The organism is Nocardia sp. NPDC051981, assembly GCF_040680715.1.
Lineage (GTDB): Bacteria > Actinomycetota > Actinomycetes > Mycobacteriales > Mycobacteriaceae > Nocardia.
In genome coordinates, this window is sequence record NZ_JBFAXK010000009.1 from 29,172 (window position 1) to 52,541 (window position 23,370).

Genomic DNA, 23,370 nt, shown 5'->3' on the forward strand with positions numbered 1-23,370 from the left:
CGCCGGCCGGCCCGATTCACCAGTGGGACACCGGTTTTCAGAGCAGGTGTTCGATGCGTACCGGGAACTCGCGGATGCGTCTACCGGTCGCGTGCGCGATCGCGTTCACGATGGCGGCGGCCGCGCCGATCATGCCGAGCTCGCCGAGCCCCTTCACACCCAGCGGGTTGACGATCGCGTCGTTGACCTCCACGAAGGAGATGTCGACCTCCGGCGCGTCGGCGTTGACGGGCAGCAGATATTCCAGCAGTGACGGATTGGCCCACGCGCCGGTGCGCGCGTCCGGCAGCGTCGCCTCCAGCAGCGCCTGTGACAGCCCCCAGTTCATGCCGCCCAGCACCTGGCTGCGCGCCAGCTTGGCATTGAGCACCCGGCCGGGCGCGAAGGCCCCCGCCATGCGCCGCACCCGGACCAGCCCGAGTTCCGGATCCACCGCCACCTCGGCGAACTGCGCGCCGAAACTGATGCGCCCGTACGGCAGATCGCCGGTGGGCGGGTGCCAGGTGCCGATGGTCTCGAGGTCTGTGAGATGGTGCCGGGCCAGCAGTGCCGAATACCTCTCGCCGACAGCGGGATTGAAGCGCACCCGCAGCCGCCCGCCGCGCGCCTCGATCTCCGGGGCGATCCGCCCGTGCAGCGGCGAGTCCGGATCGCCGACCGCGAGCGCGATCAACTGCCCGCGCAGATCGGTGCACGCGGTGTGCACGGCCGCGCTGATCATGCCCGCACCCATCGATCCGACGGCCGCCGCGATGTTCGGGTAGTCGGTGTCGCCGATATCGATTCGGATGCGGTCGAATTCGACGCCCAGGGCGTCCCCGGCGACCTGCGCCATGGCGGTGGCCACGCCGGTGCCGAAGTCCTGGGTGCCCGCCTGCACGATCAGCGCCCCGTCGGCGAGCAGGCGCGCATGGGCGCGCTGCGGCTGTCCCGGCTCGTACACCGGGTATCCGGCGGTGGCCATGCCCCAGCCCAGCAGCCAGTGACCGTCGGCGCGCGGGGCACCACGCCCGTTCTCGATGGACCAGCCGAAGCGTCCGGCGGCGGTGCGCACGCATTCGGCGTACCCGTCGGAACTCCACGGATGCCCGCTCGCCGGGTCGATGGTGGCGTGATTGTGCAACCGCAAGGCCATCGGGTCCATGCCGATGTCGGCGGCCAGCTCGTCGACGGCGCACTCCATGGCGAGCATGCCGGAGGCCTCGCCGGGCCCGCGCGTGAACGTCGGCGACATGAGATTGCCTCGAATGAGGCGATACTGCCCGTCCCAATGCGGAATCGCGTACGCCTGCCCCGCCACGCCCAGCGACACCTCGGCCCAGTCGTCGAACGGTGAGGTGACGGACAGCTTGTGGTGCCGCAGCCCGGTGAAGGTCCCCTCGCCGTCGCAGGTCAGCGTGACCCGCTGCTCCTGTTCCTCCCGCAATCCGGTGCCGTAGAACATCTGCTCGCGGGTGAGCACCACCTTGACCGGGCGGCCCAGTTCCCGGGCGAGCATGGGCGCGAGCGTGACATGCGGCCAGATCAGGGCCTTGGCGCCGAAGCCGCCGCCCACGTAGTGCGCGACCACTCGCACATTCGCGGGCGAGATGCCCAGGTACGCGGCCACCGTGGCCTGGGTGGCGCTCACGCCCTGGGTGGCGTCGTACACGGTGACGGTGTCGCCGTCCCAGCTCGCCGCGGTGGCCGAGCACTCGATGGGATTGTGGTGGTTGGCGGCGAAATGGTAAGTGGCGTCGACGGTGTGGACCGCGGCGCCGGCCGCTGCCTCGAAGTCCCCCCGCGACTGCACGGCCGGGACGAGACCGCAGAATACTGTCTTCGGCTGATACTGCGCGTCGCGCCCGTCCTCGAGCCGGATGAGCGGCTGCCGCACGTCGTAGTCGGCCCTCACGAGCTCGGCCGCGTGCTGGGCGCACTCGAAGGTATCCGCGACCACCACGGCGATCGGCTGGCCGTAGTAGTGAATCGTGGTGCCCTGCAAGGGGAAGAAGGTCTGCCCGGGCGCGGGCCCGCCGAAGCCGGACGGCCACTGCGACGGGATGGCCGCCACCTTCGGCAGGTTCTCGTGCGTGTACACCGCGACCGCCCCCGCCGCGAGCGCGGGCCCGCTGTCGATGGAAAGCACTGTGCCGCTTCCGATCCGCGCGCCCACGATCACCGCGTGCGCCAGCCCGGGCAGCGGCACCTCGGCGGTGTACTGCGCCGCCCCGGTGACCTTGGCGCGCCCGTCGACCCGATCGAATCCCTGCCCGATCAGCGGCCGGGCCGCGGTGGCGGTCATCGCGTCGCTCCCGAAAGTGGTTGCGGTGACACCGTTTCCAGCGCCCGCACCAGCGTCCGCCGCGCCAGTTCCACCTTGAACGCGTTCATGGGATGCGAGGTGTCCGCACCCTGCACTTCGGTCGCCGCGGCCTTGTCGAAGTTCTCGCGGGTCGCGGACACCCCGATCAGCAACTGCTCGGCGATCCGGGCCCGCCACGGCTTGGTCGCGATACCGCCCAGCCCGATCCGCACATCCAGCACCGTGCCGTCGGCGACGCTCAGCGCGACCGCCGCCGAGGCGAGCGCGAACTCGTAGGACTCCCGGTCGCGCACCTTCAGATAGTGCGAGTTGCGGGCGAACGGCAGTGCGGGCACATCGATGCGGGTGATCAGTTCGTCGGGGGCGATCGGATGCTCGAGCTGCGGGGTGCGGCCGGGCAGCAGGAAGAAGTCGTCGAAGTCGATCGTGCGTTCCCCGCGCGGACCCCACACGGTGACCGTCGCCTCCAGGGCAGTCAACGGGACCGCCACATCCGAGGGATGGGTGGCGAAGCACCGCTGTCCGGTCCCCAGCACCGCGTGCCCCCGGTGCAACCCGTCGATCGCATCGCAGCCCGAGCCGGGATCGCGCTTGTCGCAGGCGCTGGCGGGATCCCGGAAATACGAGCACCGCACCTTCTGCATGAGGTTGCCGCCCATGGTCGCCATGTTCCGCAGCTGCGCCGACGCCCCCTGGCGCAGCGCCTGCGACAGGAACGGATAGCGTTCGGCCACACCGGATTCCGCCGCCACCTCGCTCATGGTGGCGAGCGCGCCGATGCGGAGCCCGCCGTCGGCGGTGTGCTGGATTCCGCCCAGCGGCAGCCAGGTGATGTCCACGACATTGTCCGGTTCCAGCGCGCCGGTGCGCAGCAGGTCCACCAGTGTGGTGCCGCCCGCCACGAAAACCGTTGCGGGCCTGGAGGTCACGGTGCTCACCGCCTGTTCGACGGTGGTCGGCCGGGCGTAGGAGATGGGTTTCACGGTAGCTCACCCTCCTCGCGCCGCAGGGCGTCCCGGCCCCGGCAGACGGCCTCCCGGATGTTCTGGTAGGCCGCGCACCGGCAGATATTGCCGCTCATCCACTCCGCGATCTCGGCCTCGGATTCGGCGTGGCCCTCCTCGATGCACTTGATGGCCGACATGATCTGGCCGGGAGTGCAGTAGCCGCACTGGAATCCGTCGGCCGCCAGGAACGCCCGCTGCACCGGATGCAGCCGGTCCCCGTCGGCCACGCCCTCGATGGTGGTGATCTCGCGGCCCTCGGCGGCCAGCGCCAGGGTCAGGCAGGCCAGCACCCGCCGATTGTCGATCCAGACCGTGCAGGCGCCGCAGGCGCCCTGGTCGCAGCCCTTCTTGGTGCCGGTCAGGTGCAGGTGCTCGCGCAGTGCGTCCAGGAGGCTGGTGCGGGGTTCGAGCACGGTGTACTGGTCGTGGCCGTTGACGCGCAGGGTGGTCATGGTGCGGGTGGGTCCGATGAACCCGGCCGGCGCGGGGCCGATCCGTTTCGATGGTTCGACGGTCATATCGCGCCTCCTGCCTCGCGGACTCGCCGGGAGCGCCGCGATGATTGCGGACTGCGGATTGGATATGAGCTGGCAAAAGCCTAGCAACGGACCCGCGGCGGTGTCCGGCGAAGAGTGCTCCCGGATGACCGGCGGAGCCGCCGGCGCCTGCCCGGTAGGCTCGATTCGACAGTGCCGGAAGCGAGCAGGAGGCGGGTCATCGAGGAGCGGGCAGTCGCGGCGACGGAGTCGGCGCGCATACTCGGCAGGATTCTGCCCAACGGGGTCGCCACGGCCGAACTGACGGCGTACCCGGAGGACCTGAAACCGCATCCCGGCGAGGAGCACCTGATTGCCCGCGCGGTCGAGAAGCGGCGCCGGGACTTCATCGGCGCGCGCTATTGCGCCCGGCAGGCGCTGGCCCGGCTGGGGGAGCCCGCCGTCGCCATCGGCAAGGGCGGCACCGGTGAACCGGTGTTCCCGCGCGGCATCGTCGGCAGCCTCACCCACTGCGACGGCTATCGGGCCGCCGCGCTCGGCCACAAACTGCGCTTCCGGTCCATCGGCATCGATGCCGAACCGCACGGTCAGCTGCCGGACGGCGTTCTGGACTCGGTGAGCCTGGCGCCCGAGCGGCAGTGGCTGCGGACCGTCCTGCCCGGCACCGATCTGCACCTGGACCGGCTGCTGTTCTGCGCCAAGGAGGCCACCTACAAGGCGTGGTTCCCGCTCACCGGCCGGTGGCTGGGCTTCGAGGACGCGCACATCACCTTCACCGTGGACGAGGAGTCCGCGGGCGGCGGCGCGGGCACCTTCCACACCGAGCTGCTCGTCCCCGGCTCGGTCACCGATGGCGGCAGTCCGCTGACCTCGTTCGACGGCCGCTGGCTGATCAGCGACGGCCTCATCCTGACCGCGATCGTGGAGTCCTGATGGGCGCGGTGCAGGCCAAGCGCGAGAAGCTGCCGCCGCTGGTCGACGCCTTCGGCGGCCTGCTGATCGTCGACAAGGACGGCGGCTGGACCAGCCACGACGTGGTCGCCAAGAGCCGAAGGCTGTTGCGCACCAAGAAGGTCGGGCACGCCGGCACCCTCGACCCGATGGCCACCGGGGTGCTGGTGCTGGGTGTGGAACGGGCCACCAAACTGCTGGGGCAGCTGATCCTGACCACCAAGGCGTACACCGCCACCATCCGGCTCGGGCAGTCCACCGTGACCGACGACGCCGAGGGCGAGGTCACCGCGACCACCGCGGCCGGGCATCTCACCGACGCCGAGATCGCCTCGCACATAGCCACATTGACCGGCGACATCCAGCAGGTGCCCGCCACCGTCAGCGCCATCAAGGTCAATGGCGAACGCGCCTACGCGCGCGCCCGCGCCGGTGAGGACGTGGAGCTGGCCGCGCGCCCCGTCACCGTCAGCCGCTTCGACGTCCTCGCCCGCCGCGATATCGACACCGGCACAACCAGATTCGTGGATCTCGACGTCGAGGTGGAGTGCTCCTCCGGTACCTACATCCGGGCGCTGGCCCGCGACCTCGGCGAAAAGCTCGGTGTCGGCGGCCATCTCACCGCGCTGCGCCGCACCCGCGTCGGCCCCTTCACCCTCGAGCACGCCCGCACTCTGGACCAGCTGGCCGTGGCCGCGGAGGCGGGCGAACCGCTGCTGAGCCTGGACATCGACACCGCCGTGCGCACCGCCTTCCCGGCCCGCGACATCACCGCCGCCCAGGCCGAAGACCTGCGCAACGGCCGCTGGCTGGACCCGATCGGCCTGCCCGGCGTCTACGCCGCCGTCGATCCCGAGGGGCACGCCATCGCGCTGCTCCAGGAATCGGGCAAACGCGCCTCCTCGGTCATGGTGGTCCGCCCCGCGAATCTCTGAGGCGGCCCGGTCTTCTGGCGTGGCGCCGACCGATCTCTTCTGGCATGGCACTGCCCAATCGCCGACACCGCGCTGCCCAATCCCTCACGCCGCGTGGGCGACCGGGCGCACCATGGAGAGGGTCGCCCGGCCGCGCAGAGGAGGCGAAGATGCCCACCGACCTCTCCCTCGAATCCATGAAGCAGTTCGTCGCCGACCATTTCGAGGAGTTCGTGAACCGGCGCAATGCCGCTGTCATCCACCGCAATATGACCCCCGACTTCGTCGACCACGACGGTCCCGGCGGCCGCCCCACCGACCTGATCGGCGACGAGAAGATGATGCTCGGCATGTACGAGGCCATGCCCGACCTGCACGTCACGGTGGTGGAGATGCTCGCCGAGGGCGACCGGGTGATGTGCCGCAACATCTGGCGCTGGACCGACCGCGCCACCGGGCAGCCGCTCAGCTTCCAGGGCTTCGTGCTGTGGCGCTTCCAGGGCCGTCGCATCGCCGAACGCTGGGCCACCGTCACCTCCCCCGCCCCGAGCCCGGGCTGGGCGTAGCGCCCCCGAATTCCGCGGCGATTCGGGTGCCCGGCGGGTTGTTCGCGCAGCCGCGTGGCCGCCTACTCTTCAAGGGTGGAATTGCGGCAGTTGCGGTACTTCGTGGCGGTGGCGGAGGAGTTGCATTTCCGGCGTGCGGCGGAGCGGTTGTTCATCTCCACTCCGACGTTGAGCCAGCAGATCCGCGCCATCGAACGTGAGGTCGGCGGACCGTTGCTGATCCGCGGCAGTCATGGCGTGGAGCTGACGGCCGCGGGTGAGGTGCTGTTGAAGACGGCCCGGAATGTGCTGGAGGCGGCCGAGACCGCGCTGCGCGAGACCCGCGCGGTCGCCCAGCCCGGCAATGCGGTGTTCCGTCTCGGCATCGTGAACGGCGCCCCCGCCTGGCTGCCGGGACGGCTCGAGGCGCTGCTCAAGGCCCGCCAGCCGGGGGTGCGCATCGCGCTGTCCACCGGTACCAGCGGCGACCAGGCGCGGTTGCTGGATCGGGAGGAGGTCGACCTGGCCGTGCTGCGCATGCCGGTCCGGCTGGCCGATCACCTCACCTGCACCCCCATCGCCGACGAGGAGCTCGGTATCGTCATGTCCCGCGAACACCCGCTCGCGGCAGCGGTTTCGGTGGAGCCGGCGCACCTCGGCGACCACGAGCTCATCATGTTCGCCCGCGATGCCGCCCCCGAGGTCCACGACTCGGTGATGTCGCAACTGCGCGAGCGCGGCGCGACCGTCGTCCTCAGCGACAGCGCCATGAGCCACGCCCAGATGCTGCAGCTGCTTCCGCTCCGCCCCGGGGCCATCGGCGTCGGCTCCGCCCGCACCGCGACGGTCCCCGGCCTGGTCTGGCGGCCGCTGCAACCCCGCCCCCTGGTCATCACCTACGCCGCCGCCTGGCGCACCAGCACCCGAAACCCCCTGCTGCACACCATGGCCGACGCCCTCGCCGGCGGTCTCCGCCTCGGTTCCAGCTGACCGGTACCCGCCCGGGCCCCGACTTCGAGAACGATCCGGGCGGCGACCGCCGGCGAGGGCGTCGGCCGTGCTCGCGGCGTTCCAGCCCTGACACACGCGGCCTGCCTGCGGTGTTAGCCCGCGCCTCACAGCTGTTCGACCGCGCGTCGTGGACGCGGGGTGTGCGCCGCCGGTTTGCTTGATGGCATGACAGACAACGGATTCGGAACACAGGTCGGACGGGCGGTCGTGGTGGGCGGCGGCTCCGGTATGGGCCAGGCGATCGCCGACGCCCTGCTGGCGGCGGGCAACGAGGTGATCATCGTCGGCCGGTCGGAGCAGCGGCTGGCCGACGCCGTGCGGGAGCTCGGGGATGGGAAGGTGAGTGCCGTCGTCGCGGATGTCGCTGACGAGGAACAGGTTTCGCGGTTGTTCGAGACCGTCGGGACCGTCGATCATGTGATCACCACCGCCGCCGATCTGGCCGGGGCGTACGGACCCGTCGCCAGCTTCGACTTCGAGCACGGGCGCGGCTTTCTCGAGACCAAGCTGATCGGGTCGATGCTGCTGGCCAAGCACGCGCGGTTGACGGAGAACGGCTCGCTCACCTTCATTTCCGGGATCGCCGCCTACCGCCCGGCGGTGGGCGGGGCCATGGTGGCGGCGGTGAATGCCGCGCTGGAAGGGTTGACGCGGGCGCTGGCGGTGGAGCTGAGCCCGATCCGGGTGAACGCGGTCTCGCCCGGCTGGGTGCTGACCGATATCTGGGAGTCCATGCCCTGGGAGGACAAGGAGGAACGGCTGGCGGCCATGGCGGGGAAGCTGCCCGCCAGGCGGTTGGGGCGACCGGACGACATTGCGGCCGCCGTGCTTTCGGTCATCGGCAACGGTTTCGTCACCGGCACCGTCCTGCACGTGGACGGCGGGCACCGCCTCGTCTGATCTCGGCGCCGGTGGTTCTCCGGATGCTGCCTGATTGCCGACGCGTCGATTCGAGTAGCCGAGTACTCATGCCCTTCGGGTCGGATCGGCTCACCCTGGAGAGGGGCGAAACGGGCCCATCCATTACCGGCCTCGGGGGTGAGGAGGCTGTGGCTACTCGCGGCCTCCGAACTCCTTCTCCGGCTGGGTCATTCGATGATCCCGCAGCTTCGACCCTGCTGGAAACCGCCCGAAGAGGAGACCACCGCAATGAGCACATCACGCGACAACGAGAACTACGTGGTCGGATCCGGCCCGGCCGACATGGCCGGCGTCGAGGCCGGCGAAGAATACTGGACGCCCGAACGCCGAGCCGCGGCCATCCCGGTTCCGCTGCCGCGGGAGCGTAAGGCCGCACACCCCCGGCAGGCGATCGCACCGCAGCCATCCGGAAAGGCCGGACATACTCCGGCGGGTCACAATGGAACCGCACGCGCGCACCGAGATTCGGGCCAAGGCGGCACCAGCGACGCCGACCCGGTACTGAACCCGCTCGCCTACCCGTACACCACCTGCGGCAAGCTGTTCTTCACCCAGAACAACGGCAACTTCGCCGGATCGGCGGCGTTCATCGCGCCGAACGTCCTGCTCACCGCCGGCCACTGCGTCTTCGGCGACGGCAACTGGTCCACCAATCTGGCGTTCTTCCCGTCCTATCCCAGCCGCGCCAGCTCGGACCCGGCCTACAGCTTCAACTACAGCTCCGCCGCGGCCTGGACGGCGTGGACTCAGCAAGGCGACCGCGCCTTCGACTACGGGATGGTCTGGTTCGACAGCGCGCCGGGAAATCAGGTGGGCTGGCTGGGGCTGCTGTGGAACGCCGCCACCGCGGGCCGGGTCTGGGACGCGGTCGGCTACCCCGCGACACCCAGCCCGCCGTTCGACGGCAACAAGATGGACGAGGCCCTGGGCACGGTGCAATCCAGTTCGACCACCGGCACCATCGGGCTGAGCAACGACAATATGGAGCACGGCAGCAGCGGCGGACCGTGGATCACCGATTTCAACGGTTCGGCGCGCCAATATGCGAACGGGCTGCAGAGTTTTCACATCAACGACGGCGACACCGTGGAATACGGGCCGTACTTCACCCAGGACGTCAAGGGCCTGCTCGACTGGATCTCCGATCCGGCGAACCGCAGCCTCGTTCGCGCCTGAGAACCAAGGGGGAGACATCATGAGAAGGCATTCGCTCGCCTGCATTCTGCCGCCCGACCTGCTGGTCTCGCTGGCGAGGGAGGCGACGCACGAGCAGCGGTTGGCGGTCTTGACGGCCTTGGACCGGGACAGTTCGTTCCGGCAAGCGCGTGCCGAGGTCGCCGCCCGGCTCGTCGCGCCCGTCCGGCTCGCGCTGGCCGCCGCCGGCGGCACCCCGCACCGCTGGATCTACGACCAGCGGCACTCGGAGAGCCCGGGTCCGGGCACACTGGTCCGGCACGAGGGCGACCCGCCGTCCGGGGACGCCTCCGCCGATGCGGCGTATGACGGCTTCGGCGCCACCTACTCGCTGTATTGGGATGTGTTTCAACGAGATTCGATCGACGGCCAGGGTATGCCGATCGCCGGGCTGGTGCATTATGGCACCGCCTTCGACAATGCGTTCTGGGACGGTCAGGGGCGCATGTTCTTCGGCGACGGTGACGGCCAGATCCTGACCGACACCACCCGGGGAATCGACGTGATCGGCCACGAGCTGACCCACGGCGTCACCCAGCACGAAGCGAACCTGATCTACTCGGGCGAGTCGGGTGCGCTGAACGAATCGATCTCCGACGTGTTCGGGTCGCTGGTCAAGCAGTACCACCTGGGCCAGAACGCCGCACAGGCGGACTGGCTCATCGGCGCCGACATCGTGGGGCCGTTGCTGACACCGGCGCTGCGGTCGATGAAAGCACCGGGCACCGCCAACAAGCATGACAATCAGCCGGCGGACATGGCCCACTTCGTGCAGACCACATCGGACAACGGGGGTGTCCACATCAACTCCGGAATCCCCAACCGCGCGTTCGCCGTCACCGCCCTCACGATGGGCGGACCGGCATGGCAGGCGGCGGGCACGATCTGGTACGAAACCCTCAACGATCCGAGGCTCAAGCCCAACAGCACCTTCACCGGCTTCGCGACCCTCACGTTGAAGAACGCGCGCACCCGCTTCGGTGCCACGAGTACCGAAGCGGACGCGGTGCGGGCCGGCTGGGACGCGGTGAAGGTTCCGGTGCAGTGATCGCATCGGGACTACGCTCGTTCGTATGTCGCCGATACGCATCGCATATCGACGGTCGGGTGGGCTGGCCGGTCTGGACCTGACCGCCGAGGTCGATGCCGCCGACCTGCCGCCCGGCGATGCCACGATCGCGGCGGGGCTGCTCACCGGCGACCCCGCCGGATCGATCCGGGCCGGTGTTCCCGATGGGTTCAGCTACGAGCTCACCGTCAGCGACGGAACCCGGACTCGGACGTATCGATGGAGTCAGCCGTACGTGCCCGCCGAGGTCTCCTCGCTGCTCGCGGCCCTCACCTCCCGGGCGACTCCGGCCGCGCCCGCCTGACCGCGACGGAGTTTCCGGCCGCCCGTTCAGTGCGCTTCGCTGAGCCAGATCGCTTCGGCCGCAATGCTTCCGAGGTCGATCGTGCGTTCGTCGACCTGCACCGCGATGGTGCCCGCGAAATCGCGCCGCTCCACCACGGCGATGGGTGTGTCCAGCGCGATGCCGAGCGAATCGAAGTAGCGCAGCATGGCCGGATCGGAGTCGGAAATCCGTGCCACCCGGCCGGATTCGCCGGCGTCGAAATCACTGAGCTGGCGGGCCGGGGGAGTGGGCACCGCGCCGTCCACCGAGGGAATCGGATCACCGTGCGGATCCCGGTCTGGGTGGCCGAGTTTGGCGTCGATGCGATCCATGAGCGTCTCCGAGACGGCGTGCTCGAGCACCTCGGCCTCGTCGTGCACCTCGTCCCAGCCGTAGCCGAGTTCATTGACCAGGAAGGTCTCGATGAGCCGGTGCCGGCGCACCATGGCGATCGCGGCGCGGCGGCCGTCCTCGGTGAGCGTGATGGCCCCGTAGCGGGCGTGTTCGACCAGCCCCTGGTCGGCGAGCTTGCGGACGGCCTCGGACACCGTGGAGGCGGAGACGCCGATCTTCTCGGCGAGCAGCTTGGTCGACACCTTCTCCTGCGACCACTCCTGCGCCGTCCAGATCACTTTCAGGTAGTCCTGGGCGACCGAGGACAGCACCGGGGCGACGGTCGCGGTCTTGCTGTGGGGTTCGGAAGGTGCGGACGGATCGGCCAGCTCGCGGCGGGTGGCGATGTCTCGTTTTCCGGGCACGTACCCGAGCTTAGGCACACCTCGCGCGGTTTCACACATCGGCGCGCTCGCTGGTAGGGAGCACGGTTCGGCGGGCGGGTCCGCTATCGCGTGACGTGGATCGGCACACAGTGAACCGCGTTTGCCCCGTACCCCAACCGATTCCATGCGGGCTCGTCGGGCTGGGTGTGGCCGGCCGCGTCCGTCGCCCGCACCCGCACGGTCGTCGGTCCGGGGGCATCGACAGAGGTGACGAGATCCCATTCGCGCCAGCTGTCCGGCAGTTGCTTCCCCGGCAATCGAGCCTGCTGCCAGCTGCCTCCGCCGATCGAGACCTCGACGCCGGTGATCGGGGCCAGCCCGGACCAGGCGACACCCTGGATGGTGAGCGGTCCGGGGCGCACAACGGCGTTCGACGCGGGCACCGTGATCACGGACCGTACTTCCTGCAGGCGCACCGGCTCGGTGACGACCTGCCCTCCGCGCTCCCACTCGTAGCAGTACTTTTCGGTCTGGAAGAACCCGGCGAACCGATGGTCGAGGACCTCGATGTCGGTGAGCCACTTCACCGATGCCACCCCGTACCAGCCCGGAACGACCAGCCGGAGCGGACGGCCGTGGAGGGCTGACAGCGGCTCACCATTCATGGCGTAGGCGAGCAACGCCCCGCTGTGCCGGGCATCGGTCAGGTCGAGGCTGCGCTCGAAACGGATCGTTCCCGAATGCCGGTCGACCGGCCCGCTGTCCGCGCCGCGGAACACCACCTCGCAGGCTCCGGGCGCGGGACCCGCCTGCGCGATCACCTCGAGCAGGGGCACGCCGGTCCATTCCGCGGTGCCGACCGCGCCGAGTCCCCACTGCTCTCCCGGCGTCGGTGGGTCCAGGGCCGCTCGGCCGTTGCCGGCGCACTCGAGGGTGACTGTCCGTGTCCGCGACGGCATTCGGCGCAGGTCGGGCAGAGTCCACGTCGACGGATGCGTGACGTGGCCGGTAACCCGAAGCCGCCAGTCGGCCGGGTCGAGATCCGGAATCCGGAAATGATTCCGCTTGTAGAACCGAGCGTTGGGAGTGACGTCGCCCCCCAGCTCGGAAACCGGTGTCTCGGCATTGAGCGGATCGCGGCACATCACGACCAGGCCCGCCGCTACGGCTTGTCGGTGGGCCGACCTTGGGCTGATCCAGGGTATGACCGGGCCGGTAGTCCAGGTCATCGAGGCTTACTCCTGACCTTTGGTTTCACTTCCCGCAGGCCCTAACCTACCGGCGCCGGAACGATCCGGATGTCGAATTGCGGCCTTCGAACATCGATGACCGACGGCCCGCGATCACGCCGCGGCGGCCGGGGCCAGGTGTCTGGCCGGGTCGAACGATTCGAACGCGGCTTTCGCGACGACGAAGACGCCGCGTTGCGGCAGCCAGAAATCGCCGAGCTGCTGCTGCTGTGGCAGCGGAGCGGGCGCGCCGAGATCGGCCCCGCGCAACCGCGCCCGGCCGGCGGAGACGAGCCACATCAGCATCGGTCCGGCCGCGAAGTGCTGCCCGTTCGGGGTGGTTCCGCTCATACGGACATGCCCGACCTGCAGCATCGGGCCCACGCCCTTGGCCATGATCCGGTGACAACGGTCGCTACGCCATACCGCGGCCGGGGTGTGGCGTCCGACGGCACTCAGCAGGCGGGTACGACCGGTGGCCTCCAGGTCGATCCGCCACTCGAGAATGCCGGGGATCCGGACTTCCAAGGAGTACGGGCCGACCCACTCGATATCGATCGGGGTGCGGACCGTGGTGGCCGAGCCGCCGTCGGAGAAGTACCGGGCACAGCTGAGTTCCGGCGCCACGTCGGAGTAGAAGGTCCATTCGCCGGCCGGGTTCCGGTGCCACACAGCGCGATAGCCCGAACCGATCGACGTGGCGGCGAAATGCCGCAGCGCCAGGTAGTCCCCGGTTTCGAACGGCATACCCATCACGCCGTAGCCGGCGAGCCGTTCGTCCGTGCCCGGCCAGAGCGCTGGTCGGTCGAGCGTCGCCTGCGCCGCGGTTCTGGGGTTCCTGATGGTCGTCATGCAACGATCGTCGTCGGGACGGCCGGGGTGGTCATGAGGCATTCGCCCCCTTTTCCGGTTCACAGTGACGCGGGGATGACCATGCCGTGCTGCGTCGCGAACAGGCTCGCCCCGACCCGATTCGTGACCCCGATCTTGCTGTAGATGTGTTCGACGTGATTGCGGACCGTCTTCTCCGAAACGCCGAGGGCCTTCGCGATCTCCCGATTCGATCGACCCCGGGCCACGTTGATCAGTACCTCGGATTCCCTGGGGGTCAGACCGGACGGGCGCGCGGGTCGCCGGGACCGCCGGTGTCCCGCGGCTTCCAGCACCGTCTCGACCGCCGTCGGTTCGAGTTGCCCGGCAGCTGCGTCGCGGCGTAGCCGGCGAGCAGCCTGATCGGGGTCGAGGGCCACCCGATAGGGTCGCGGTTCCCGCGCGCTGTGGTATTTCACCGCGGCTGCGAGCAGCCGGTCGTTCACCGAGAGCGCACCGCCGGTGAGACCGTTCGGGTACCCCGAGCCATCCAGGTGTTCATGATGCCGTTCCGCGACGGTCCGGACCGCCTCCAGACCGCCCACACGTCTCAAGATCCGGCCGGTCAGGTAGGGGTGCATCTGCGCGCGTTCCCATTCGGAGGCGGTGAGCGGACCCGGTTTCTCCCAGATGTGGTTGGACACGCCGATGCGGCCGAGGTCGTGGACATACCCTGCCCGCCGCATCAGGTCCGCGTCCGCCGGGCCCAGTCCGGCGCAGCTCGCCGCGGCATGCGCCAGGTCGGCCACCCCGCGCGAATGACCAAGGGTGAAAGGACATTTCAGGTCGACGAAGTCGCCGAGCGCCTGCAGCAGCGCATCGAGTTCGGCGCCGGTGACGATCCGATCCGGATCGGGCAGTGCGGCCGCGGCCGCCGACCACGCGTCGTCCGGCAGGCCGAGCAGGTCCCGTGCCGAGCCGGCGAGGACGGACACCAGTTGCGGGTCGAGCTGGCCGCCGCTTCGGCTGCGGGCCACCGTGATCGCCGCTTCGACGCCGTCGGCGCGATGAGGCACCTCGACGACATCGGCGAGCTGGACGACCCGCATCACGATCGGGATGCCGGTGCCCGCGACTCCGTTCGGCAGTCCACGCCCGTCCCACCGTTCGAAGGCGAAACGCAGCGCGCAGGCGACCTCCTCTCCCAGGCCGAACTGCTCGGCCAGCAGCGATGCGGAAGCGCAGTGCGAGCGTACGAGTTTGCCGAGGTTGCCCCTGGCGTCCTTGATCAACGTCGCGCCGATCTGCGCCCGCTTGCCCAACGGCAACCCGCGCCCGACATTGCGGAGCAAGAAACGGAGATACGGTAATCCCGACCAATCCACCGCGAAGCTGTCGTGGCGAACCGTGATGTCGTCGCCGAACCAGTGCGCGTACTCGTGCGAATCGGCATGGCATCCGATCCACATCAGCAGCGAGGTATGAAAGACGGCCGACCGCTCCTGCTCGGTCAGGCGCAGCAGATCGGCAAGCCGGGTCCCGATGACCGCGGACCGCAGCATGTGCTCCATCGGCTGGCCCAAGCCCAGATCGATGGCAATCGAAAGTGCCGCGAGGACCTCTCGTCTGGAAACAAACGGCGCCACGATCGTCTCCTGTCGTCGCGCCTACTGACGCTACGCCGACGCTGTTTCGGATACGACGCTCCGCCCCCGCCGGTGGCCACTCCCGAAAATGGGACAAATTCCTCATGTTCGACCGTTGCGGCGCGACTCTACTTGGTGCTGAAGAGCTTGATCACTTGGTGCTGAAGGGCTTATCGGCGCGGCCTCCACCGAGGAGACGGAGAGGAGTCTCGATGACCCGCATCCATACCGGCCGCGGCGCCGCCGATCTGACCCGGTTCGCCGGCGACGTGGACGCCCTGGTCCACGACAACAGCGACGAACACCGGCTTACGGCTCTGGTAGCCGACCGGCTTCGGGCGCTGTTGGCTTCGGATATCACCCTTCCGCCCGAATTCACCCAGCCGCATGCGGACCACTATGTGGTGTACCCGCTCCATGTCGCGACCGATGGATCGTTCAGCATCGTGTCGGCGGTGTGGGATGTCGGTCAGACCACGCCCGTCCATGGACACGAGACCTGGGGAGTGGTCGGGATCTACTCCGGTGTCGAACACGAGACCCGCTATGTCAAACCCGCAGCCCTGGACATCCCGCTCGTGGCGACCGTGGAACACGACTGGCATCGCGGTCAGGTGACGATCTGCTGCACCACCGACGACGACGTTCATCGGGTCAACTGCGGGAGTGAGACCCCTTGCGTCGGCATCCATGTCTACGGAGCCGACGTAGGGAGACTTCCACGCCGATGGTACGAACCCGATACCGGCCGCCAGCACTGGTTCATCTCCGGGTGGGTCACGCCGGCGGGCGGGCCGGAGTGGTGAACGCGGGGTGACGGACATGCTTCCGGCCGTGAAGATCCGCACCGCCGAATATTGTCTGTGACGCGCTTTGCGTAGGCTTCCCGTGTGCAGAGATGGCGAAGTCTCGAGGAGATGCCCGCGGACTGGGGCCGGTGTGTCCTCACCATCGGGGTGTTCGACGGCGTGCATCGCGGTCACGCCCAGCTCATCAGCCGTGCGGTGAAATCCGCTGCGGTGCGGGGCGTTCCGTCGGTGCTCATGACGTTCGACCCGCACCCGGTCGACGTGGTGCGGCCCGGTGCGCATCCGGCGCAGCTGTCCACCCTGGACCGGCGCGCGGAACTGGTCGAGGAACTCGGTATCGACGTGTTCGTGGTGATGCCCTTCACCCGTGACTTCATGAAGCTCACACCCGAGGAGTACGTCGAGGAACTGCTCGTGGACCGGCTGCACGTGGCCGAGGTCGTGGTGGGCGACAACTTCACCTTCGGCAAGCAGGCCGCCGGCACCGTCGACACCATGCGCGAGCTCGGCAGCCGCTACGGCTTCGACGTCGACGGCGTGCAGCTGCTCGGCGAGCACGCCGTCACCTTCTCCTCCACCTACATTCGCGGCTGCCTGGCCGAGGGCAATGTGGGCGCGGCCGCGGAGGCGCTGGGCCGCCCGCATCGCGTCGAGGGCGTGGTCGTGCACGGCGACGGCCGCGGCAAGGGCCTGGGTTTCCCGACCGCCAATGTGGCCCCGACCATGCACGCCGCCATCCCCGCCGACGGGGTGTACGCGGGCTGGTTCACCGTCCTCGAACCCGGCGACCCGCTGGCCGGCGAGCGCCACATGGCCGCCATCTCGGTCGGCACCAACCCGACCTTCGACGGCCGCAACCGCACCGTCGAGCCCCATATCCTCGACTTCGACGCCGACCTCTACGGCAAGCACGTGGCCGTGGACTTCGTCGAGCAGCTGCGCGGCATGCGGAAGTTCGGGTCCATCGAGGAGCTGGTCGAGGCCATCGGCAAGGACGTCGACCAGGCCCGCAAGGTGCTCGACGACGAGACCGGCGAATAGGGCTCCCCGGGGCCGATTTCCGCTACCACGGGTGCTCCGGTAAGCTATCCCGTCGGGTTTGCTGCGGTTCGCGGCGGCGCCCAACCGGATTCGTCCGGTCCCTCGAGCGCGGACTGAAACAAGGAGTATCTGTGGCTCTCACCACTGAGCAGAAGTCGGCGATCCTCGCCGAGTACGGCGTGCACGAGAAGGACACCGGTTCCCCGGAGGCGCAGATCGCGCTGCTGTCCAAGCGGATCGCCGACATCACCGAGCACCTCAAGAAGCACAAGCACGACCACCACACCCGCCACGGCCTGATGGCGCTGATCGGTCGTCGCAAGCGGCTCTCGAAGTACCTGCAGGACAAGGACATCGAGCGTTACCGTTCGCTGATCGAGCGTCTCGGCCTGCGTCGCTGACCCAAGCCGCGGACCCTCGGCGCGGCGAGGTGACACACCTCGTCGGCAGAGGTAGTTGACGAACCGGCCAACGAGGAGGCATAGAATCTCCTCGTTGGCCTTTCGTATATGTGGCCGTGTATCCCCACGAGGGGGAGGATCGGCCGGGTATACGCCAACACGAGCCGTATGCACCCGTCGCGTGGCGTCGGTCTTCGGTAGTGGCTTTTCGGGGCGCGAAGTGAGATGAACCATGCGCGCCCGGAGGGCTTCGATCGATGACCGCCTCCGCGTCGCCGTATCCAAGGGGATAGGGCCGGGTGTGCGCGCTGTGGCCAGGAGGGCCGCCGCGCGCCCATGCCGGGTACGGCTCATGAGCCGGGTCGCACGTGATCGATGCGTGCTGGATCCGGCGAAGACGAGAGGTTGAGATAACAAAGATGTCCGACACCCAGACCAGTTCCGCCGCCGAGGTCGAGCCCGGCGTTTTCGAGTCCGTCGCCCTGATCGACAACGGCAGCTACGGCACTCGCACCATTCGTTTCGAGACCGGCCGCCTGGCCAAGCAGGCCGCCGGTTCCGTCGTCGCCTACCTCGACGACGAGACCATGCTGCTGTCGGCCACCACGGCCTCCAAGCAGCCCAAGGATCAGTTCGACTTCTTCCCGCTGACGGTGGACGTCGAGGAGCGCATGTACGCCGCGGGCCGTATCCCCGGCTCGTTCTTCCGTCGTGAGGGACGCCCCTCGACCGACGCCATCCTGACCTGCCGCCTGATCGACCGGCCGCTGCGTCCGTCCTTCGTCGACGGCCTGCGCAACGAGATCCAGGTCGTCGTCACCGTCATGTCGCTGGATCCGAAGGATCTGTACGACGTGGTCGCGATCAACGCCGCCTCGGCGTCCACCCAGATCGCGGGCCTGCCGTTCTCCGGCCCGGTCGGCGGCGTGCGCGTCGCGCTGATCGAGGGCCAGTGGGTCGCCTTCCCGACTGTGGAGCAGCTCGAGGGCGCCGTGTTCGACATGGTCGTCGCGGGCCGCGTGGTCGACGGTGACGTCGCCATCATGATGGTCGAGGCCGAGGCCACCGACAATGTGCTCGCCCTGATCGCCGACGGCGCCTCCGCGCCGACGGAAACCGTTGTGGCCGAGGGCCTCGAGGCCGCCAAGCCGTTCATCGCCCGCCTGTGCAAGGCGCAGTCGGACCTGGCCGCCCTGGCGGCCAAGCCGACCGAAGAGTTCCCGATCTTCCTGCCGTACCAGCCCGACGCCTACGAGGCCGTCGAGGGCACCGCCAAGCGCGAGCTGAACGAGGCGCTGTCCATCGCGGGCAAGCAGGAGCGCGAGGAGAAAATCGACGAGATCAAGCTCTCCGTGCTCTCCGAGCTGGCCGAGTCCTTCGAGGGCCGCGAGAAGGAACTGGGCGCCGCCTTCCGCTCGGTCACCAAGAAGCTTGTGCGCCAGCGCATCCTGACCGACAGCTTCCGCATCGACGGCCGCGGCCTGGCCGACATCCGCGCGCTGTCCGCCGAGGTCGCCGTGGTGCCGCGTGCCCACGGTTCGGCGCTGTTCGAGCGCGGCGAGACCCAGATCCTGGGTGTCACCACCCTGGACATGGTGAAGATGGCGCAGCAGGTCGACTCGCTCGGCCCGGAGACCTCCAAGCGCTACATGCACCACTACAACTTCCCGCCGTTCTCCACCGGTGAGACCGGGCGCGTGGGCTCGCCCAAGCGCCGCGAGATCGGCCACGGTGCGCTCGCCGAGCGCGCGCTGGTGCCGGTGCTGCCGTCGCAGGAAGAGTTCCCGTACGCGATCCGTCAGGTGTCGGAGGCGCTGGGCTCCAACGGTTCCACCTCGATGGGTTCGGTCTGCGCCTCGACCCTGTCGCTGCTGAACGCCGGTGTGCCGCTGAAGGCCCCGGTCGCCGGTATCGCCATGGGTCTGGTGTCGGACACCGTGAAGAACGACAAGGGTGAGGACGAGGTTCGCTACGTGGCCCTCACCGACATCCTGGGCGCCGAGGATGCCTTCGGCGACATGGACTTCAAGGTGGCCGGTACCCGCGAGTTCGTCACCGCCCTGCAGCTGGACACCAAGCTCGACGGCATCCCGTCCAAGGTGCTGGCCGGTGCGCTGAACCAGGCCAAGGACGCGCGCCACACCATCCTGGACGTGATGGCCGAGGCCATCGCCACCCCGGACGAGATGAGCCCCTACGCTCCGCGCGTCACGGCCATCAAGATCCCGGTGGACAAGATCGGCGAGGTGATCGGACCCAAGGGCAAGGTCATCAACCAGATCACCGAGGACACCGGCGCCAACATCTCCATCGAGGACGACGGCACCGTGTTCGTCGGCGCGACCGACGGCCCGTCGGCGCAGGCCGCGATCGACGCGATCAACGCCATCGCCAACCCGCAGCTGCCGAAGGTCGGCGAGCGCTTCCTGGGCACGGTCGTCAAGACCACTGCCTTCGGCGCGTTCGTCTCGCTGCTGCCGGGCCGCGACGGTCTGGTCCACATCTCGAAGCTGGGCAACGGCAAGCGCGTCGCCAAGGTCGAGGACGTGGTCAACGTGGGTGACAAGATCCGCGTGGAGATCGCCGACATCGACAACCGCGGCAAGATCTCGCTGGTGCCGATCGACGAGGATTCGGACAACTCCGAAGCCTCTGCTGCGGCCGACGCGAACGCAGAGTAATTATTTCTCTGTGACGAAGAAGCAGTCCGCGGTGCGCGCGGGTTCCGCGCGCGCCGCGACAGACACGGCCCCCTTGCTCCGGAATCTGGAGCAAGGGGGCTCTTCACTGGTGGTTGCCCAGAATCAAGCGCCCGCAACGGATGTCGGCGTGCGCCGTACCGTGCTGCCCGGCGGTCTACGGGTGGTCACCGAGCATGTGCCGAGCGTGCGCTCGGCCTCGATCGGCGTGTGGGTCGGGGTCGGCTCGCGCGACGAGGGCCCGACCGTGGCCGGCGCCGCGCACTTCCTCGAGCATCTGCTGTTCAAGGCCACGCCCTCGCGCTCGGCGCTGGATATCGCGCAGGCCATGGACGCGGTCGGCGGTGAGCTGAACGCCTTCACCGCCAAGGAGCAGACCTGCTACTACGCCCACGTGCTGGACGAGGATCTGCCGCTGGCGGTGGACCTGGTCACCGACGTGGTGATGAACGGGCTGTGCCGCGCCGAGGATGTGTCGGTGGAACGGCAGGTCGTGCTGGAGGAGATCTCCATGCGCGACGACGATCCCGAGGACATCGTCGGCGACACCTTCCTCAGCGCGCTGTTCGGTGATCATCCGATCGGCCGCCCGGTGATCGGCAGTGTCGAGACCATCGAGGCCATGCAGGCCCAGCAGCTGCGCTCGTTCCACCAGCGCCGCTACCGGCCCGACCGCATGGTGGTGGCGGTGGCCGGCAATATCGAGCACGAGCACACCGTCGAACTGGTGTACCGCGCCTTCGGGGATCGGCTCGAATCCGGGCTGGAACCCGCTCCGCGGCGCGAGGGCCGGTTCCGGCCGCGCGGCAATCCGGAGCTGCTGCGCGTCCAGCGCGACAGCGAGCAGGCGCATCTGGTGTTCGGCACCCGCGCCTTCGGCCGGCACGAGGGTGAGAAGCGCTGGCCGCTGTCGGTGCTCAACACGGTGCTGGGCGGCGGGCTGAGTTCGCGGCTGTTCCAGCGCATTCGGGAAGAGCGCGGCCTGGCGTACTCGGTGTACTCCAGCGTCGACACCTTCGCCGACACCGGCGCGTTCTCGGTCTACCTCGGCTGCCAGCCCGAAAACCTGGGCCGCGTAGCGAGTTTGGCGCGCGGGGTGCTCGAGGAGGTGGCCGCCGACGGTATCACCGACGCCGAATGCGCCCGCGCCAAGGGTTCGCTGCGGGGCGGTCTGGTGCTGGGTCTGGAGGATTCCGGCTCGCGCATGAACCGGATCGGCCGCTCGGAACTCAGCTACGGCAATCACCGCAGCGTGTCCGAAACCCTCGCTCGCATAGACGAAGTCACCACCGACGAGGTCTCCCGGATCGCGGCCGCCCTGCTCGCCCGTCCCTTCGGCGTCGCGGTGGCCGGACCCTACCGCCGCACCCGCGACCTGCCCGCCGCCGTGCGTCGTCTCGTGGACTGAAATCGCTACTCGGCAGTAGTCCCGCCTGGCCGGTGAGGTATGCCCGTTTGTGGCTATGATCACCTCGCCGGAATGGGAGGGGTTGTGCTTTCTCCAGGTGAGAACTTCGCCGGGTACGTGATCGAGCGAGAGCTGGGGCGCGGCGGCATGGGGGCCGTGTACCTGGCCCGGCATCCGCGGCTGCCCCGGTGGATCGCGCTGAAGGTGCTGAACTCGGAGTACCACGGCGACACCGCGACTCACACCCGCTTCGAGCGCGAGGCCGACCTCGCCGCCCGGCTCAATCACCCCGGCGTGGTCACGGTGTACGACCGGGGTGTCGAGCACGGGCGGCTGTGGATCGCCATGCAGTACGTCGACGGCACCGAGGCCGAGGCGGTGACCGATATGTCGCCCGAGCGGGCGGTGGAGATCGTGAGTGCCACCGCCGACGCCCTCGACTACGCGCACCGGGTGGGCGTGCTGCACCGAGATGTGAAGCCCGCCAATATCCTGCTGGCCCGCGAGACCCGGGAACAGCAGGCCGGAGTGTTGCTCACCGACTTCGGGATCGCGCGTCTGCAGGAGGACACCGGACGCCTCACCGGTTCCGGCTCGGTGATGGCGACGTTGGCCTACGCCGCGCCGGAGCAGCTGCAGAATCACCCGGTCGACCACCGGTCGGACCAATACTCGTTGGCCTGCACGCTGTTTCGGCTGCTGACCGGGGTGCCGTTGTTCCCGGCCGCCGATCTCGGGGCCATTGTCAAGTCGCACCTGTACGACAGGCCGCCGTCGGTCGCGAGCCTGCGGCCCGGGCTGCCCACGGCGCTGGATCCGGTGCTGGCGCGGGCGCTGGCGAAGAATCCGGAAGAGCGATACCCGTCGTGTTCGGAGTTCGCGGCGGCGGCGCAGCGGGCGCTGGCGGCCGGGGTCGCGGCGGGCGCGCGGCCGGAACACGCCCCGGAAACGCCTGTACGCCCAGCGAATTCACCTGCCACCCGCCGGGGCACCAGAGGCACGGGTCCGCGCTCGGCACCGGTGGCCACGTCGGCCCAGCGACGTCCGGCGCAGTCGGATACCGGAGCGCGGCGGGTGCCGCAGTCGGATACCGGGGCACAGCGGCGGGCGTCAGCGACCCCGGTGGCCCTGCGCTCGGGACGGCTGACCGATATCCCGGATCTGTTCCAGCCGCCCACCGGCCGGTATCCGAAAGCGCCACCGGCGGAGGCGACTTCGCCGCGGTCGGTGCGCCGCTGGCCAATCGGGGTGCGGACGGTGCTGCTCGGCACCTGCTTGACGGCCGCGCTGGGACTGGCGGTCTTCCTGTTCACACCGTTGGGCAAGTCGGAGAAGCCGAAGGAGCCCGTCGCCGAGATCGGCGAGATCAGTGCGCAATTCCCGGGACTGGTTCCCCGGACGCCCGAGCTCGGTGCGGGTTATCGCGCCGCGAGTTGCCGGGTGGTGGATCACGACACCAAGGATTTTCTGCCGCCGTGGGCCTTCGAAGGGTGGTCGGCGGCCTGGGACTGCCAGTACTCGGCCGACCACGATGTCCGCGAGTACGTCCTGTTCGCCTACGGTTCGGGTGCGGCGGCCCGCGCGGTGGCGAATCGAATCCACCCGGCGGGCAGCACCTTCGAGAACCTTTCCTTCAAGGAGTACTGCGGCGCAAAGCAATACACCAATCTGCGCTTCGATTCCGTTCCGGACGTGCCCTCCACCGCCTTCGCCACCACCTTCTTCGACGATCCCGCGCGGGAGAAGTTCCTGCTGTACACCCGGGGCAATCCGGCCACCCAGAGCGGTGTGGTCGACTGGTGGAAGTCTCTGCCGCTCACCCGATCCTGATCGATGGCGACGAGCGCCACACCGCGCGGGCCTCGGACC

General features: G+C 69.1%; 21 protein-coding genes. 14 read left to right on the forward strand and 7 right to left on the reverse strand.

Annotated elements, in window-relative coordinates:
- Positions 1-37: 37 nt before the first annotated feature.
- The 3 genes from AB0L60_RS17885 to AB0L60_RS17895 are packed head-to-tail and all read right to left on the reverse strand — an operon-like array spanning position 38 to position 3,764.
- On the reverse strand, positions 38-2,284 hold the full coding sequence (locus tag AB0L60_RS17885; protein ID WP_364614686.1) for a xanthine dehydrogenase family protein molybdopterin-binding subunit: 2,247 nt from the start codon (positions 2,282-2,284) through the stop codon (positions 38-40).
- The gene (locus tag AB0L60_RS17890) at positions 2,281-3,288 is read right to left on the reverse strand and encodes a xanthine dehydrogenase family protein subunit M (protein WP_364614689.1); all 1,008 of its coding nucleotides are present in this window, start codon (positions 3,286-3,288) and stop codon (positions 2,281-2,283) included. The genes AB0L60_RS17885 and AB0L60_RS17890 overlap by 4 nt, the downstream gene beginning before the upstream one ends.
- Entirely contained in the window at positions 3,285-3,764 is a 480-nt protein-coding gene (locus tag AB0L60_RS17895; RefSeq protein WP_364615233.1) for a (2Fe-2S)-binding protein, read from the reverse strand. Before AB0L60_RS17895 ends, AB0L60_RS17890 begins: the two co-directional genes overlap by 4 nt.
- A gap of 303 nt (positions 3,765-4,067) precedes the next feature.
- Here AB0L60_RS17895 and npt point away from each other — a divergent pair, with 303 nt between their 5' ends.
- The 8 genes from npt to AB0L60_RS17935 all read left to right on the forward strand — a co-directional run bounded on the left by npt (position 4,068) and on the right by AB0L60_RS17935 (position 10,718).
- Positions 4,068-4,742, forward strand: coding sequence for a 4'-phosphopantetheinyl transferase Npt (gene npt, locus AB0L60_RS17900; protein ID WP_364615236.1), 675 nt, complete (start codon positions 4,068-4,070; stop codon positions 4,740-4,742).
- Positions 4,742-5,695 (forward strand): tRNA pseudouridine(55) synthase TruB, encoded by a 954-nt coding sequence (gene truB, locus AB0L60_RS17905; RefSeq protein ID WP_364614692.1) that lies wholly within the window; start codon positions 4,742-4,744, stop codon positions 5,693-5,695. The genes npt and truB overlap by 1 nt, the downstream gene beginning before the upstream one ends.
- Before the next feature lie 149 nt (positions 5,696-5,844).
- Positions 5,845-6,240 (forward strand): ester cyclase, encoded by a 396-nt coding sequence (locus tag AB0L60_RS17910; RefSeq protein ID WP_364614695.1) that lies wholly within the window; start codon positions 5,845-5,847, stop codon positions 6,238-6,240.
- A 75-nt stretch (positions 6,241-6,315) separates the two neighbouring features.
- Complete coding sequence (locus AB0L60_RS17915) at positions 6,316-7,209, forward strand: LysR substrate-binding domain-containing protein (RefSeq protein WP_364614698.1); 894 nt, start codon at positions 6,316-6,318, stop codon at positions 7,207-7,209.
- Positions 7,210-7,395: 186 nt separating this feature from the next.
- On the forward strand, positions 7,396-8,130 hold the full coding sequence (locus AB0L60_RS17920) for an SDR family oxidoreductase (RefSeq protein WP_364614701.1): 735 nt from the start codon (positions 7,396-7,398) through the stop codon (positions 8,128-8,130).
- A gap of 249 nt (positions 8,131-8,379) precedes the next feature.
- The gene (locus tag AB0L60_RS17925; RefSeq protein ID WP_364614704.1) at positions 8,380-9,327 is read left to right on the forward strand and encodes a hypothetical protein; all 948 of its coding nucleotides are present in this window, start codon (positions 8,380-8,382) and stop codon (positions 9,325-9,327) included.
- A gap of 19 nt (positions 9,328-9,346) precedes the next feature.
- On the forward strand, positions 9,347-10,393 hold the full coding sequence (locus tag AB0L60_RS17930; RefSeq protein ID WP_364614707.1) for a M4 family metallopeptidase: 1,047 nt from the start codon (positions 9,347-9,349) through the stop codon (positions 10,391-10,393).
- A 25-nt stretch (positions 10,394-10,418) separates the two neighbouring features.
- Positions 10,419-10,718 (forward strand): protealysin inhibitor emfourin, encoded by a 300-nt coding sequence (locus AB0L60_RS17935; protein WP_364614710.1) that lies wholly within the window; start codon positions 10,419-10,421, stop codon positions 10,716-10,718.
- Between the two features lie 26 nt (positions 10,719-10,744).
- Here the strand turns inward: AB0L60_RS17935 and AB0L60_RS17940 are convergent, their stop codons facing one another.
- The 4 genes from AB0L60_RS17940 to AB0L60_RS17955 form a co-directional block, all read right to left on the reverse strand.
- Positions 10,745-11,536 (reverse strand): metal-dependent transcriptional regulator, encoded by a 792-nt coding sequence (locus tag AB0L60_RS17940; RefSeq protein ID WP_354839238.1) that lies wholly within the window; start codon positions 11,534-11,536, stop codon positions 10,745-10,747.
- Positions 11,537-11,580: 44 nt separating this feature from the next.
- Positions 11,581-12,687: a sulfite oxidase gene (locus AB0L60_RS17945; protein WP_364614714.1), complete on the reverse strand. Its 1,107-nt coding sequence runs from the start codon at positions 12,685-12,687 to the stop codon at positions 11,581-11,583.
- Between the two features lie 114 nt (positions 12,688-12,801).
- A complete protein-coding gene (locus AB0L60_RS17950) occupies positions 12,802-13,539 on the reverse strand; it encodes a hypothetical protein (RefSeq protein ID WP_364614717.1) in 738 nt (245 codons plus the stop codon).
- Between the two features lie 59 nt (positions 13,540-13,598).
- Complete coding sequence (locus AB0L60_RS17955; protein WP_364615239.1) at positions 13,599-15,146, reverse strand: HD domain-containing phosphohydrolase; 1,548 nt, start codon at positions 15,144-15,146, stop codon at positions 13,599-13,601.
- Positions 15,147-15,355: 209 nt separating this feature from the next.
- On the opposite strand from AB0L60_RS17955, the gene AB0L60_RS17960 reads away from it, so the two are divergent.
- From AB0L60_RS17960 to AB0L60_RS17985, 6 genes are all read left to right on the forward strand, one after another.
- Positions 15,356-15,949, forward strand: a complete 594-nt coding sequence (locus AB0L60_RS17960) for a hypothetical protein (protein WP_364614720.1) — start codon at positions 15,356-15,358, stop codon at positions 15,947-15,949.
- Between the two features lie 84 nt (positions 15,950-16,033).
- Positions 16,034-16,993, forward strand: coding sequence for a bifunctional riboflavin kinase/FAD synthetase (locus AB0L60_RS17965; protein WP_364614723.1), 960 nt, complete (start codon positions 16,034-16,036; stop codon positions 16,991-16,993).
- A 131-nt stretch (positions 16,994-17,124) separates the two neighbouring features.
- Positions 17,125-17,394 carry a 30S ribosomal protein S15 gene (rpsO, locus tag AB0L60_RS17970; protein ID WP_040859570.1) on the forward strand — a complete coding sequence of 90 codons (270 nt, stop codon included), beginning with the start codon at positions 17,125-17,127 and terminating at the stop codon, positions 17,392-17,394.
- Between the two features lie 419 nt (positions 17,395-17,813).
- Positions 17,814-20,075 (forward strand): polyribonucleotide nucleotidyltransferase, encoded by a 2,262-nt coding sequence (locus AB0L60_RS17975; RefSeq protein WP_354839254.1) that lies wholly within the window; start codon positions 17,814-17,816, stop codon positions 20,073-20,075.
- A gap of 106 nt (positions 20,076-20,181) precedes the next feature.
- Positions 20,182-21,501 (forward strand): pitrilysin family protein, encoded by a 1,320-nt coding sequence (locus AB0L60_RS17980; RefSeq protein WP_364615242.1) that lies wholly within the window; start codon positions 20,182-20,184, stop codon positions 21,499-21,501.
- 84 nt (positions 21,502-21,585) lie between these two features.
- The gene (locus tag AB0L60_RS17985; RefSeq protein WP_364614728.1) at positions 21,586-23,331 is read left to right on the forward strand and encodes a protein kinase; all 1,746 of its coding nucleotides are present in this window, start codon (positions 21,586-21,588) and stop codon (positions 23,329-23,331) included.
- Positions 23,332-23,370 lie beyond the last annotated feature (39 nt).